13 protein-coding genes are annotated in these 14,604 nt (G+C 63.1%); 9 read left to right on the forward strand and 4 right to left on the reverse strand.

The features are described 5' to 3' along the window. Positions 1-135: 135 nt before the first annotated feature. The 4 genes from AC1DJW_RS04015 to sdhC all read right to left on the reverse strand — a co-directional run bounded on the left by AC1DJW_RS04015 (position 136) and on the right by sdhC (position 3,672). Positions 136-918: a succinate dehydrogenase iron-sulfur subunit gene (locus tag AC1DJW_RS04015; protein WP_284751912.1), complete on the reverse strand. Its 783-nt coding sequence runs from the start codon at positions 916-918 to the stop codon at positions 136-138. Continuing rightward, entirely contained in the window at positions 918-2,717 is a 1,800-nt protein-coding gene (gene sdhA / locus AC1DJW_RS04020; RefSeq protein WP_284751913.1) for a succinate dehydrogenase flavoprotein subunit, read from the reverse strand. Before sdhA ends, AC1DJW_RS04015 begins: the two co-directional genes overlap by 1 nt. Positions 2,718-2,808: 91 nt before the next feature. Continuing rightward, complete coding sequence (locus AC1DJW_RS04025) at positions 2,809-3,288, reverse strand: succinate dehydrogenase hydrophobic membrane anchor subunit (RefSeq protein WP_476900795.1); 480 nt, start codon at positions 3,286-3,288, stop codon at positions 2,809-2,811. A 3-nt stretch (positions 3,289-3,291) separates the two neighbouring features. Further along, positions 3,292-3,672, reverse strand: coding sequence for a succinate dehydrogenase, cytochrome b556 subunit (gene sdhC / locus AC1DJW_RS04030; RefSeq protein ID WP_078105987.1), 381 nt, complete (start codon positions 3,670-3,672; stop codon positions 3,292-3,294). Between the two features lie 238 nt (positions 3,673-3,910). On the opposite strand from sdhC, the gene AC1DJW_RS04035 reads away from it, so the two are divergent. The 9 genes from AC1DJW_RS04035 to AC1DJW_RS04075 all read left to right on the forward strand — a co-directional run bounded on the left by AC1DJW_RS04035 (position 3,911) and on the right by AC1DJW_RS04075 (position 14,604). Then, complete coding sequence (locus tag AC1DJW_RS04035; RefSeq protein WP_476900796.1) at positions 3,911-5,044, forward strand: mannose-1-phosphate guanylyltransferase; 1,134 nt, start codon at positions 3,911-3,913, stop codon at positions 5,042-5,044. An 87-nt stretch (positions 5,045-5,131) separates the two neighbouring features. Then, positions 5,132-6,331: an amidohydrolase gene (locus AC1DJW_RS04040; protein ID WP_236816172.1), complete on the forward strand. Its 1,200-nt coding sequence runs from the start codon at positions 5,132-5,134 to the stop codon at positions 6,329-6,331. 317 nt (positions 6,332-6,648) lie between these two features. Next, on the forward strand, positions 6,649-7,083 hold the full coding sequence (locus AC1DJW_RS04045) for a MarR family winged helix-turn-helix transcriptional regulator (protein ID WP_390279561.1): 435 nt from the start codon (positions 6,649-6,651) through the stop codon (positions 7,081-7,083). 32 nt (positions 7,084-7,115) lie between these two features. Beyond that, entirely contained in the window at positions 7,116-7,547 is a 432-nt protein-coding gene (locus tag AC1DJW_RS04050; RefSeq protein ID WP_390279563.1) for an organic hydroperoxide resistance protein, read from the forward strand. Beyond that, positions 7,544-8,563 (forward strand): NADP-dependent oxidoreductase, encoded by a 1,020-nt coding sequence (locus AC1DJW_RS04055; RefSeq protein ID WP_459340639.1) that lies wholly within the window; start codon positions 7,544-7,546, stop codon positions 8,561-8,563. Before AC1DJW_RS04050 ends, AC1DJW_RS04055 begins: the two co-directional genes overlap by 4 nt. A gap of 328 nt (positions 8,564-8,891) precedes the next feature. Next, entirely contained in the window at positions 8,892-9,998 is a 1,107-nt protein-coding gene (locus tag AC1DJW_RS04060; RefSeq protein WP_284752450.1) for a BMP family lipoprotein, read from the forward strand. Between the two features lie 163 nt (positions 9,999-10,161). After that, on the forward strand, positions 10,162-11,712 hold the full coding sequence (locus AC1DJW_RS04065; protein ID WP_476900797.1) for an ABC transporter ATP-binding protein: 1,551 nt from the start codon (positions 10,162-10,164) through the stop codon (positions 11,710-11,712). Further along, complete coding sequence (locus tag AC1DJW_RS04070) at positions 11,705-13,078, forward strand: ABC transporter permease (protein WP_459340636.1); 1,374 nt, start codon at positions 11,705-11,707, stop codon at positions 13,076-13,078. The genes AC1DJW_RS04065 and AC1DJW_RS04070 overlap by 8 nt, the downstream gene beginning before the upstream one ends. Beyond that, positions 13,075-14,604 carry an ABC transporter permease gene (locus tag AC1DJW_RS04075; RefSeq protein WP_390279571.1) on the forward strand — a complete coding sequence of 510 codons (1,530 nt, stop codon included), beginning with the start codon at positions 13,075-13,077 and terminating at the stop codon, positions 14,602-14,604. Before AC1DJW_RS04070 ends, AC1DJW_RS04075 begins: the two co-directional genes overlap by 4 nt.

Here is a 14,604-nt window from a genome sequence, read left to right on the forward strand (position 1 = left end):
CGCAAGTCCACACCGGCTCCCGGCCTTCGCAAGCTCAGGCTGGGACCCTCGCCGGGGTGGCTCCACGGGCAGGGAACCTTGCGTTGGTGGGCCCTGTTAAGGGGCGGCGCCGTCGTCGTACTTTAGGTTCAGAAACTAGATCTTGCGTGCCAGGATGGCCTGCTTGACTTCGGCGATGGCCTGGGTCACCTGGATGCCACGCGGGCAAGCCTCCGAGCAGTTGAAGGTGGTGCGGCAGCGCCACACGCCTTCCTTGTCGTTGAGGATCTCCAAGCGCATGTCGCCGGCATCGTCGCGGGAATCGAAGATGAAGCGGTGCGCGTTGACGATGGCTGCGGGGCCGAAGTACTGGCCGTCCGTCCAGAACACGGGGCAGGACGACGTGCAGGCGGCACACAGGATGCACTTGGTGGTGTCGTCGAAGCGCTCACGGTCCTCAACCGACTGCAGGCGCTCCTTGGTGGGCTCGTGGCCCTTGTTGATCAGGAACGGCATGACCTCGCGGAAGGACTGGAAGAACGGCTCCATGTCCACGATCAGGTCCTTCTCCACAGGAAGGCCCTTGATCGGCTCAACAGTGATGGGCTTGGACGTGTCCAGGTCCTTCAGCAAGGTCTTGCAGGCGAGGCGGTTGCGGCCGTTGATGCGCATGGCATCGGAGCCGCAAATGCCGTGGGCACAGGAGCGGCGGAAGGACAGCGAACCGTCGATCTCCCACTTGACCTTGTGCAGGGCGTCCAGCACGCGGTCGGTGCCGTACATCGTCAGCTGGTGGTCCTGCCATACGGGCTCTTCCGAGACCTCAGGGTTGTAGCGGCGCACGCGCAGCGTGATGTTGAAGGTGGGGATCTCCCCGCCTCCACCGATACCTGCGGGAAGCTCGATCTTGGAGGCCGGCTCAGCCATTTCGGTCGTCATTAGTACTTACGCTCCATTGGCTCGTAACGGGTAAAGACAACGGGCTTGGTCTCGAGACGGATGCCCGCTACGGATTCGGCTGACGATTCGGTGGTGACCGAGATGTCCTTGTAAGCCATGGAGTGCTTCATGAATTTCTCGTCGTCGCGGTCCGGGAAGTCCTCGCGGTAGTGGCCGCCGCGGGACTCTTCACGGTGCAGCGCACCGACCGTCATGACCTTCGCCATGTCGAGGAGGAAGCCGAGTTCAACGGCCTCCAGCAGATCCAGGTTGAAGCGCTTGCCCTTGTCCTGGACAACCACGTTCTTGTAGCGCTCCTCGAACCCGGCGATGTCGCTGAGGACCTGGTCCAGGGATTCCTTGGTGCGGAACACCTGCATGTTGGTGTCCATGGTTTCCTGCAGTTCCTTGCGGATCTGCGCCACACGCTCGGTCCCGTTGCCGTCCAGCAGCCCGGACAGCATAGTGCGGGTGTGTGCCTCGGGATCTTCCGGGAGTTCGACGAAGTCCGCAGTCTTGGAGTATTCCGCAGCAGCCACGCCGGCGCGCTTTCCGAAGACGTTGATGTCGAGGAGCGAGTTGGTGCCGAGGCGGTTGGAGCCGTGCACCGAAACGCAGGCGACCTCGCCGGCGGCGTACAGGCCGGGAACGATCGTGTCGTTGTCCTGCAGCACCTCCGTGGTGATGTTCGTGGGGATGCCGCCCATGGCGTAGTGCGCCGTCGGGAACACCGGAACCGGCTCCGTGAACGGTTCCACACCCAAGTAGGTGCGGGCGAACTCGGTGATGTCCGGCAGCTTGGCCTCGATGTGCGCGGGCTCGAGGTGGGTCAGGTCCAGGAGGACGTAGTCCTTGTTCGGACCACAACCACGGCCCTCACGGACTTCGTTGGCCATGGCGCGGGCCACGATGTCACGGGGCGCGAGGTCCTTGATGGTGGGGGCGTAGCGCTCCATGAAGCGTTCACCCTCCGAGTTACGGAGGATAGCGCCCTCTCCGCGTGCACCTTCGGTGAGGAGGATGCCCAGGCCTGCAAGGCCGGTCGGGTGGAACTGGAAGAACTCCATGTCTTCCAGCGGGATACCGCGGCGGAATGCGATGCCCATGCCGTCACCGGTCAGGGTGTGGGCGTTGGAGGTGGTCTTGAAGACCTTGCCCGCGCCGCCGGAGGCGAAGACCACGGACTTGGCCTGGAAGACGTGCAGTTCGCCGGAAGCGAGGTCGTAGGAGACCACGCCGGCAACGCGCTTCTGCTTGTACGGCGTGCCGTCCTCGCGCACTGCGTCTTCTTCGACGAGCAGCAGGTCCAGGACGTAGTACTCGTTGTAGAACTCAACGTTGTGCTTGACGCAATTTTGGTACAGCGTCTGCAGGATCATGTGGCCCGTGCGGTCTGCTGCGTAGCAGGCGCGGCGGACCGGAGCCTTGCCGTGGTCACGGGTGTGGCCACCGAATCGGCGCTGGTCAATGCGGCCTTCGGGCGTGCGGTTGAACGGCAAGCCCATCTTTTCCAGGTCCAGCACGGCGTCGATGGCTTCCTTCGCCATGACCTCGGCCGCGTCCTGGTCAACCAGGTAGTCGCCACCCTTGATGGTGTCGAACGTGTGCCACTCCCAGTTGTCCTCTTCGACGTTGGCCAGGGCTGCGCACATGCCGCCCTGGGCTGCGCCAGTGTGGGAACGGGTGGGGTAGAGCTTGGTCAGTACTGCGGTGCGTGCGCGCTGGCCGGATTCGATCGCGGCGCGCATGCCGGCGCCGCCGGCACCGACAATAACGACGTCGTACTTATGGACCTGCATACCAGATGCTCTTTCTCTCTAAGTCAGATGGTCGGCGGAGCCTGCTCCGCGAATTGTGCACAGCCGGCAAGCCGGTGGTGCAGCGGAGCCGCTACGGCGCCGGGCAGAACCCGCCCGGCAGCTGAACGCCGTTGGCGACAGGGCACGGGTTGAAAGTGAAAATCACCAGTGTGCCCAGGACGACGATGACGACTGTAGCCGCGTAAAGGACCACCTTGAGCCAGAAGCGGGTGGCGTCCTTCTCGGCGTAGTCGTTGATGATGGTGCGGACACCGTTGGTGCCGTGCAGCATGGCGAGCCACAGCATGGCAAGGTCCCAGAACTGCCAGAACGGGTCGGCCCACTTGCCGGCCACGAAGCCGAAGTCGATGCCGTGGATGCCTTCGCCCACCAAGAGGTTCACGAAGAGGTGGCCGAAGATCAGAACCACAAGCACGACGCCGGAGAGCCGCATGAACAGCCATGCGAACATCTCGAAGTTCCCCTTGGAACCGGTGCCGCGACGGTACTGCGGAGCAATCTTCCCGCTACTGTTTTTTCCACTGCGTGGGGTCTGAATATCAGTACTCATGGCTTAGTGGCCTCCCAGTGCGAGGGACAGGTGGCGGATGGCGAAGGCCCCGAAAACGACCAGCCACAATACCAGAACGGTCCACAACATCTGGCGCTGGTATTTTGCGCCCTTCTTCCAGAAGTCAATGGCGATCACGCGCAGGCCATTGAAGGCGTGGAAAACGATCGCTGCGACGAGGCCCGTCTCGCCCAGGGCCATGAGGGGGTTCTTGTAGGCGCCGATAACGGCCGTGTAGGCCTCCGGGGACACACGCACCAATGAGGTGTCCAGCACATGGACCAACAAGAAGAAAAAGATCACAACACCGGTAATGCGGTGTCCAACCCAGGACCACATGCCTTCACGGCCGCGGTACAAGGTGCCAGCTGGTTTTGTCGGCACTGAATAAACCTTCCTGCAACACAGCGGCGCTGGCACGGGATCCATGCGGGGGAAACGCCAGCTGCGAGAGCACTCGTAGCTCAGCCTAAATCTAGGCTTCGCTCACAGCTTATTCAATTTAGGCGCCCCTTCTTGTAACGAGAGTGCGGGTGTTCGCCTGAATTCCGGCCTTTTCGCCACAAGGGTGAGACGAAGACCACAAAGCGGGACTTGCGCGCATGTTCGATATGGTGTTGCGGTGAGTATAGAAAACGCTGCAAGCCTCGAATCGCCATTGCGCCACTTCCACGCGGTTATTCCGGCCGGCGGAGTGGGCACGCGCCTGTGGCCGCTTTCGCGTGCTGCTGCGCCCAAATTCCTGCACGACCTCACGGGTTCGGGAAGCACCCTCCTGCGGGCAACGTACGACCGCCTCGAGCCGCTTGCGGGCAACCGCGTGCTGGTGGTTACGGGTGTGGCGCACCGCACCGCAGTCTGCCGCCAGCTTCCCGAAGTGGGCGACGACGAGCTGGTCCTCGAAAGCGAACCCAAGGACTCAGGCGCGGCGATCGGCCTCGCCGCCGCCATCCTGCACCGCCGCGACCCTGACACCATCATGGGTTCCTTCGCCGCGGACCATGTCATCAGCCCGGACAACCTCTTCCAGGAAACGGTCCGCGAGGCCATCCACACTGCGGCTGCCGGAAAAATCGTCACTATCGGCATCAAGCCCACGCATCCCTCAACCGGGTTCGGTTACATCCGCACCGGCGACCTGCTCAATATCGACAACGCGCCGAACGCGCATGCCGTGGTCGAATTCGTCGAGAAGCCGAGTGAAGACATCGCCAAGAAGTACCTTGAGACCGGCGACTACGTCTGGAATGCCGGTATGTTCGTCGCCCCGGTTGCGCTCATGCTCAAGCACCTGGAGGCAAACCAGCCGGTCTTGTTTGCCGGGCTGCAGGAAATCGCCGACGCCTGGGACACTCCGGAACGCGATGAAGTGACCGCCCGGGTGTGGCCCACGCTGCCGAAGATTGCCATCGACTATGCCGTGGCGGAACCCGCCGCAGCGGCGGGGGATGTCGCCGTCGTACCCGGTACTTTCCGCTGGGACGACGTCGGAGACTTCGCCGCGATCGGTCGCCTCAACAACGCCGGCGACGTCGACGAGGTGACCGTCCTCGGTGAAGGCGCCCGCGTGTTCACTGAGAACGCCAGCGGCGTGGTGGTCTCCGACACCAAGCGCGTGATTGCGCTTATCGGAATCAAGGACGTCGTGATCGTCGATACGCCGGACGCGCTGCTTGTCACCACGAAGGAGCACGCCCAGCGGGTCAAGGGTGCGGTGGACGCGCTCAAGGCCAGCGGGGACACCGACGTTCTCTAGCTCCCGTGCCGCGCTGTCCGGTGGCGCCGTTCGTAACCAAGAGACCCCTTTCGCTATTCGGAGGGTGCGGATGGCTAGAGTTGTGAGGTGCGCAATTTCACTACCGAAACCGAGCCGACCCCTGTGGTGAAGCCATGGCTTGACGATCTCTTGCCGGAACTCATTGAATTCCGGAGGGACCTGCATGCGCACCCCGAACTTTCCTTCAAGGAATTTCGCACCACGGACAAGTTGGTTGAACGGCTCGAGGCGGCCGGCCTTGAACCCCGTCGGCTGGAAGGATCGGGGCTGACGGTCGACGTCGGCGAGGGGCCCATCGCCACCGCCCTGCGCGGAGACATCGACGCCCTCCCCATCATCGAGGAGACGGGCCTTCCGTTCGCGTCGAAGAACCACGGTGTCACCCACGCGTGCGGGCATGACGTCCACACCACCAGCATGCTCGGCATTGCCTTGGTACTGCATGCCATGCACCAGGAATCCCCCTTGGGCGGCACGGTGCGCATCATCTTCCAGCCAGCGGAGGAAACCATGCCGGGCGGTGCGCTGTCCTGCATCGAGCAGGGTGTGCTCCAGGGTGTCCCGCGGATTCTTGCGCTGCACTGTGATCCGCGGATCAACGTCGGCAAGATCGGCACCCGCATCGGCGCCATCACCTCGGCGTCGGACACCATCAAAATCGAATTGACCGGACGTGGCGGCCACACTTCCCGTCCGCATTTGACCGAGGACCTGGTCTTCGCGCTGGCCCAGATCGCCGTCAACGTGCCGGCCGTCCTGTCCCGTCGCGTGGATGTGCGCAGCGGGGTCTCGGTGGTGTGGGGCCAGATTGCGGCAGGTTCCGCGCCCAACGCCATCCCCGCCAATGGCTACATGGCCGGCACTATGCGTTGCCTGGACCGGGACGCGTGGCATAGCGCAGGGGAGTTGCTCGACGACGTGGTCCAGCAAGTTGCCGCGCCGTACGGGGTGGACGTGCACCTCGAGCACACCCGCGGCGTCCCTCCCGTGGTCAACTCGGAACACGAGACTGCCCTCATCGAGGCCGCGGCCCGCGCGGAACTCGGCGAGCACGCCGTCGTCCTGACGCCCCAGTCCATGGGCGGCGAGGACTTCGCCTGGTTCCTGGCCGACCTGCCGGGTGCCATGATGCGGCTCGGAACCCACACCCCCGGCGGCGAGGAATACGATCTCCATCGCGGTGACTTCATCGTGGACGAGCGTGCCCTCGGCTTCGCAATCCAAGTCCTGGCCGCCGCCGCATTGCGAACCATCCGGGATCTCTAAGACCCGGACGCTCGCTCACTAACGTGGGGTTTTGGCCGGACGCTCGCTCACTAACGCCGGGTTTTGGCCGGACGCTCCCTCACTCTTGTGGGGTCGATCGGCGGGCGCTCGCTCACTAACGCCGGGTTTTGGCCGGACGCTCGCTCACTCTTGGTTGAAAGACCGGGGATCCTCCTGCGGATTATCTGCAGGAGGATCCTGTCGTTTGGGCTTGTTTGTGAGCGGGGGTTGCCGGGGGGTGGGCTTGTTTGTGAGCGAGCGTCGCACTGGAGTCAATTGAGTTGTGCACAATTTAATTGTGAGCTATCGTTATTCCCATGAGTGAAGCCCCCCGCCTCGACCGCCAGGTCTGTTTCGCGCTCTACTCCGCCTCGAAGGCCGCCACGGCGGTCTACCGGCCGGTGCTGGACGAGCTTGGACTGACGTATCCGCAGTATCTCGTGATGCTGGTGCTCTGGGAGAACGAGCCTCGAAGCGTCCGGGAACTGGGTGCTGAGCTGGGACTCGATTCGGGAACCCTGTCGCCGCTGCTCAAGAGGCTTGAAGCTTTGGGCCTCGTGGAGCGCCTGCGTTCAGCCGAGGACGAGCGCCGCGTCGAAATCCACCTGAGCGATGCCGGGCGGGACCTCAGCGCCCGGGCCGGGGCTGTTCCGCAACGGCTCGCCGACGCCGCGGGCTTGAGCGCCGCCGAGCTTGCTCAGCTTCACGACACCTTGGGCCGGCTTACGGCCGCCCTCCACTCAGCCATCTGATCGTCCATCCCATAGAAGGAAAAGGAACCACAGTGAAGACTCTGTACGTAGCCGAGGCGCTTGCCTCCGGTGAAGGCCGCGAAGGCAACGCACGCACCAATGACGGCAAGCTGGACGTCGCTCTCGCCAGCCCGGTGGAACTGGGCGGGAATGGCCAAGGCACCAACCCTGAGCAACTCTTCGCCGCCGGATACGCGGCATGCTTCCACTCGGCGCTCAGGATGGTGGGACGCAAGGCCCGCGTGGATCTCAGTGATTCCGCCGTGGCCGCCAAGATCCACTTCGGAGCCCTGGAGGACCGCGAAGGGTATGGGCTCGCCGCCGAACTCGAGATCGCGCTGCCCGCCCTCGACCGGGAAACAGCGGAGCAACTCGTGGCCAAGGCCCACCAGATCTGCCCCTACTCCAACGCGACCCGCGGGAACATCGCCGTCGACATCAAGCTTGTGGAGGTGGCGGCATGAGCACGGTACTTCCCAAGAGCACCCGCGAAATCCGGCTGGCATCCCGCCCGCAAGGACGCCCTGTCAAGGAAAACTTCCGCCTGGCGGAGAGCGATCTGCCGGAGCTTCAGGACGGCCAGGTCCTGGTCCGCAACGAGTTCATGTCGGTCGACCCCTACATGCGCGGCCGCATGAACGACGCGAAGTCCTATTCGGCACCTTTCCGGCTCGACGCAGCGCTCGACGGCGGTGCGGTGGGCGAGGTGATCGCGTCCCGTTCCGAGGCTCTCAAGGTGGGCGACGTCGTCGTGCACCCGCTCGGCTGGCGCGAATATTCCGTGGTGGATGCGGCAAGCGCGACGCCGGTTCCGGCCGGCCTGGCACCGACGTCGGCATTCCTCGGGGCGCTCGGCATGACAGGCCTGACCGCGTACGCCGGACTGCTCAAGGTGGCCGAGTTCAAAGCCGGGGACGTCGTCTTCGTTTCCGGTGCCGCAGGCGCAGTAGGCTCGATTGTCGGCCAGATCGCCAAAGCCATGGGCGCCTCCAAGGTGATCGGCAGCGCCGGTTCCCCGGAGAAGGTGGCGCGCTTGCTGGAACTCGGCTTCGACGTGGCCTTCGACTACCATGACGGACCGGTGGCGAAGCAACTCCATGAGGCGGCGGGGGAGCGGGGCATCGATGTCTACTTCGACAACGTTGGCGGCGAACACCTCGAGGCTGCCCTCGCAGTCCTCACTGTGGGCGGACGCGTAGCAATGTGCGGCGCCATTTCGCAATACAACTCCACAGAGCCCACACCGGGCCCGCGCAACCTGGCCGTGGCTATCGGAAAGCAATTGACCCTGCGTGGCTTCCTCGTAGGCGGCCAGCGCCAGCACGCCGCCGAGTTCGCCGGGAGGATGGCCGGATGGCTGGCCGACGGAACGGTCCGCTACGACGAGACGATCGTCGACGGGCTGGAAAACGCGCCGCAGGCCTTCATCGACCTCCTGGACGGAGCCAACACCGGCAAGATGCTGGTCCGCCTGTCCTGAGGGATTCCCGGCGCGAACTGGCGGCAGATGCCCGCAAAAGGCGATTTTTGGGTCATCTGCTGCCAGTTCGCGCGCTTGGGAACGGGCATCCTAGAACCGTTGGCTGGGAGTACCACTACTGCTTGGTAACAAAAGCTCAACAATCTTCGGGTTGTTGGGCTTTTGTGTTACCCGGGTGTGTTCAATCCCACTAAAGTTGTGCCATCAGTGCGCCCTAGGCGCAGTGCTGCGAAGCATCAGTGAAAACAGAATTTCAGACTCGAGTTTTCGAAACGGACACTCATTGACCAACTGTCGTAGCATCAATCACTTTCTTCCTGGAGGAAAATTGAAGCAATCACTGCGTGCCACACTAAAGCGCGGTTCATTTGCGGGCGTCGCAACTGCGGGCGCCGCTGCACTTTTGCTGGCAGGCTGCGGTAGCGCACCGTCTGCTTCGAGCTCGGGCAGCGCCACCAAGTCGGACTACACCGCATGCATGGTGTCCGACTCCGGCGGCTTCGATGACAAGTCGTTCAACCAGTCAGGCTTCGAGGGCCTTCAGGCGGCAGCCAAGGACCTGAGCATCCAGGAGAAGCACGTCCAGTCCAAGGCCGACACGGACTACGACCCAAACCTTCGTTCCATGGTCCAGCAAGGCTGCAAGCTGACGGTTACGGTCGGCTTCCTCCTGGGCGACGCCACGAAGAACATTGCGACGGCGAACCCGAACAGCCACTTCGCCATCATCGACTACTCGGACCCCACCTTCCCGAAGAACGTCAAGCCGATCGTCTATGACACGGCCCAGGCCGCCTTCCTGGCCGGGTACCTCGCCGCCGGCACGTCCAAGACGGGCAAGGTTGCCACCTTCGGTGGTCTCAATATCCCCACCGTGAGCATCTTCATGGACGGCTTCTCTGACGGAGTGAAGTACTACAACCAGAAGAAGGGCAAGTCCGTCCAGTTGCTTGGCTGGGACAAGGACAAGCAGGACGGAACGTTCGTCGGCGACTTCAAGCAGGTCGACAAGGGCAAGGTCCTCACCCAGGGATTCCTGGACCAGGGAGCCGACGTGGTCCTTCCCGTCGCTGGTCCGGTTGGAGCGGGCGCCGGAAGCGCCATCCTTGACGCCAAGGCAAAGGGCACGGACGCAAAGCTGATCTGGGTCGACTCGGACGGCTACCTGACCGCACCCGCCTACAAGTCGGTCATCCTGACCTCGGTCCAGAAGACCATGGCGACCGCCGTCGAAACGGTCATCAAGGCCGACAAGGACGGCAAGTTCGACCCCAGCCCCTACGTTGGCACGCTCGACAACGGGGGCGTGGCGCTTGCCCCGTTCCACGACCTCGACTCCGCAGTGCCGGCCGACATGAAGAGCGATCTTGACCAGTTGAAGAAGGACATCATCTCCGGCGCAGTCAAGGTCGAATCGAAGTCCAGCCCCAAGTAATCATCCGGGCTAAACCGCGTCGCGCTGCCCTTCAGCCGAGTTTTGGCAGAAGGGCAGCGCGTTCTGCGTTGCCTTCAATTTGCTCTTCGACACTCCTTTGCCGAGCACTATGCTGGGAGCACGGTGATGACGAGGAGCCATCCTTTATAGATGGGTTGGAGTTTTGAAACTCGAACTGAAAGGGATCACGAAGCGCTTCGGATCCCTCGTAGCCAATGACCACATCGATCTCGTGGTTGAGCCGGGCCAAGTCCATTGCCTCTTGGGCGAAAACGGCGCCGGTAAATCCACCCTGATGAATGTCCTTTACGGACTCTACGACCCAAGTGACGGCGAAATCCTGGTCGACGGAAAGCCGGTCGTTTTCAAGGGTCCCGGCGATGCCATGGCGGCAGGGATCGGAATGGTCCACCAGCACTTCATGCTGATTCCGGTATTCACCGTCGCCGAAAACGTCGCATTGGGAAACGAAGCCACCAAAGCGGCCGGTTTCCTGAACCTGGACGAAACCCGCCGCAAGATCTCCGAGATTTCCAAGCAGTACGGATTCCACGTGGACCCCGATGCCCTCGTGGAAGACCTTCCCGTGGGCGTGCAGCAGCGGGTCGAGATTATCAAGGCGCTCGTGCGCGACGCCGAAGTCCTGATTCTCGACGAACCGACCGCGGTTCTCACTCCGCAGGAAACCGACGAACTCCTGGACATTATCCGGCAGCTCAAGACCGCAGGAAAATCAATTGTCTTCATCTCCCACAAACTGCGTGAGGTCAAGGAAATTTCGGACATCATCACGGTGATCCGGCGGGGCAAAGTGGTGGGCTCGGCTGATCCTTCCGCGTCCCCGACGGAACTCGCTTCGGCGATGGTTGGCCGGGCGGTCAGCCTGACCCTGGAAAAGAAGCCCGCCCAACCGGGCGAGGCAACCTTCAAGGTCCGGGACCTGACGGTGGTCGACCACAATGGCCAGCAAGTCGTGGACGGGCTGAGCTTCGACATCGCCAAGGGTGAAGTGCTTGCCATCGCCGGTGTCCAAGGAAACGGCCAGACGGAGCTCACGGAAGCCATCCTCGGCGTCCAGCCCCACGTCACCGGGTCCATCGTCCTCGACGACGTCGAACTGCTCGGCAAGACCGTCAAGCAGGTCCTATCCGCCGGCGTCGGGTTCGTCCCCGAGGACCGCAAGATCGACGGCCTGGTAGGCACGTTCTCGATTTCCGAGAACATGATCCTGGACCTGTACGACAAGCCGCCTTTTGCCCAAGGCATCGGCATGAAACCGGCCTTGATTGCTTCCCACGCGGAGAAAAAGGTCGAAGAGTTCGATGTGCGGACGCCGTCGATCGACGTCGCGGTGGGTACGCTCTCCGGAGGCAACCAGCAAAAGGTGGTCCTCGCAAGGGAGCTGTCCAGGCCACTGAGGCTCTTCATCGCATCGCAACCCACCCGCGGCCTTGACGTCGGATCCATCGAATTCGTGCACAAGCGGGTCATTGCCGAACGTGACAACGGTACTCCCGTCATGATCGTGTCCACGGAGCTCGATGAAGTGCTCGAACTCGCTGACAGGATCGCCGTTCTCTACCGCGGAAAACTCGTCGGGATCGTTCCCGCCGGTACCTCCCGCGATGTGCTGGGCTTGATGATGGCAGGCGTTCCGGAACACGAAGCAGAACTGACTGCGCACAAGACCCTCGAGGGAGGAACACATGTCTGAGTCCAACACCCCTCGACAGGAAAACGAGGTCGAGCCGGAGCGCCCGGAAACTTTGAATGACGAGGTCGTCCTCGATGTCGCGCTGGACACGGCAGACGGTGCAATGGCCCCGTCAGTCATCCCGGCTACCAGCCAAGGCGGACAGATCCCCCACGCCCCCGGTGGCTCGGTCTTCCGGCAGATCGTGACCGGAAACGCCATGGTCTCGGTGTTGTCCGTGATCCTCGCGATTGTGCTCGGCGGAATCCTGATGGCCGTGACGAATCCCAAAGTGGCTGAAACGGCAGGCTATTTCTTCGCGCAGCCGGGGGACATGCTCACCGAGGTCTTCAGGCCCTATGTGGCACTCGTCCAGGGTTCGATATTCAACTGGGCCGGGGCCGACGCCGCAGCCCAGCTGTACCCGATCACTGAAACCCTGACGGTGTCCACGCCGCTGATCCTGGCAGGACTCGGCGTGGCCTTGGCCTTCCGCGCGGGACTGTTCAACATCGGTGCGCAAGGCCAAATCATCTTTGGCGCCCTGTTCGGCGCCTACGTAGGATTCACTTGGCACTTGCCGTTCCTGGTTCACTTGCTGCTCGTCATCGTTGCCGGATTCATCGGCGGCGCGGTGTGGGGAGGCGTCGTCGGCCTCCTCAAGGCCCGGACCGGTGCGCATGAGGTCATCGTGACCATCATGCTGAACTACATCGCGAACTTCCTGCTCCTGTTCCTCCTGACCACCCCTGCATTCCAGCGCAAGGGTTCGACCAACCCGATCTCGCCCTTCCTGGACCAGTCGGCACTGTTCCCGGAGTTGCTCGGGCCGCAGTTCAGGCTCCATGCCGGCTTCCTCCTGGCAGTGCTGGCAACGGTTTTCGTCTGGTGGCTCCTGAAGCGCTCCACGCTCGGCTTTGAATTCCGGGCCGTGGGCGCCAACCAGAGCGCGGCACGCACCGCTGGAATCAACGTTCCCCGCGCCGTGATCCTCGTGATGGCGATTGCGGGGGCGCTTGCAGGCCTGGCCGGCATTGCGCAGGTATCCGGAACGGAGAAATACCTCTCCGGAGGCGTCGCGGCCTCCATCGGATTCGATGCCATTACCGTCGCCTTGCTGGGGCGTTCGACGCCGTGGGGAACCTTCTTCGCAGGGCTTCTGTTCGGCGCGTTCCGTGCGGGAGGCGTCGCGATGCAGGCTGAGACCCAGACCCCCATCGACATCGTTTTGGTCATCCAGTCCTTGATCGTCCTCTTCATTGCGGCACCGCCGCTGGTGCGCGCGATCTTCGGACTGAACCCGCGGAAAAAGAAGAAGGCCACTGGCGGCCCCGGCTCCGGAACCATCCCCTCCGGAAAAATCGAGAGCGGAGCTGCAACAGCATGAGCACCACCACAACTCAGCCCGGCGGTGGCACACCCGCCGGTAGCGCCCCAGCGAGCCCCGGAAAAACGGCTGCCACCGAACTGGTGAGCTGGAAGGCCGGAATCGGGCTATCCCTGCTCGCAATCCTGGGAACCGTGCTGTTCGGGTTCATGTCCAATTCGAAATCGGCAGGCTTCGGCATTGCCGAGGCGGCCAATGAAGCCGCCTCGAGTGTTGCCGCGTTGGTCACGTTCGTCCTCGCCCTCCTGCTTTCCGTCGGACTCGGATACCTGTGGTTCGTCCGCCGTCGTTCGGGCCTGGCATCAGGTTCAGGCGCAGTGTCGGGTTCAGGAACGGTACCGGGTTGGTTGCCCCCGTCCACCGTCGCCGCCGTGGTGGTCCTCGGCCTGGCCGCGCTGGGAGTGGCGAAGGTTTCCAAGATCACGCTTCCTTCCGCGGCCATTGGCTGGATCGCTTCGGTGATTCTCCTGGGCCTGGCCGGCTACACGGTGTACCTCACCCAGGCGAAGAAGGCCACGCCCCGCTGGGTGGGCGGTACGTTTGCCGCAGTGTTCCTCATCGGGTTCATGGTCTGGATCGTGGCCGGCGGAAACGGCGATGAGCCGTCGATCTCCCTCGCCGGACTGATCGCAGGATCCGTAACCTTGGCCGTGCCCCTGGTCTTCGGATCCCTTTCCGGCGTCCTGTGCGAACGCGTCGGTGTGGTCAACATTGCCATTGAAGGGCAGCTCCTCCTGGGAGCGTTTTCCGCGGCCGTTGTTGCCACGGTGACGCACAATGTCTACGCCGGGCTGGTCGCGGCCGCCGTCGCCGGAGCGCTGGTTTCCTTGGTCCTGGCCGTGGTCAGCATCAAGTACCTCGTCAACCAGATCATCGTCGGCGTCGTTCTCAACGTCCTCATCAGTGGACTGACGAGCTTCCTCTTCTCGACGCTGCTGACGGCCGACCCGGATGGGCTCAACAAGCCTGGGCGCTTGCCTCCGGTGGACATTCCCTTCCTGTCCGATATCCCCGTCATCGGCCCCATCCTGTTCCACCAGTCCCTCGTGGGCTATTTGATGTACATCGCCGTGATCGTGGTCTACCTCGGCTTGTTCCACACGAAGTGGGGACTGCGCGTGCGGGCCGTCGGCGAGCACCCGCAGGCGGCCGACACCGTGGGCATCAACGTCAACCGGACCCGTTTCTGGAACGTCCTCATGGGCGGTGCGATCGCGGGCATTGGCGGCTCGTTCTTCACGCTGGTATCCGTGGACGCGTTCAGCAAGGACATGTCCGGGGGCCGCGGGTACATCGCCCTGGCGGCGCTGATCTTCGGGCGCTGGAACCCGATCGGCGCCTTCCTGGCCGCGTTGCTTTTCGGTTTCGCGGACAACCTCCAGAGCGTCATCACCATCATCGGATCGCCCGTGCCGAGCCAGTTCATGGCCATGCTGCCTTACGCCTTGACGGTCTTCGCCGTCGCTGGATTGGTGGGCAGGTCCCGGCCGCCGGCGGCTAGCGGCATACCGTACGTCAAGGGCTGA

Source organism: Arthrobacter sp. 05L417 (assembly GCF_056397865.1).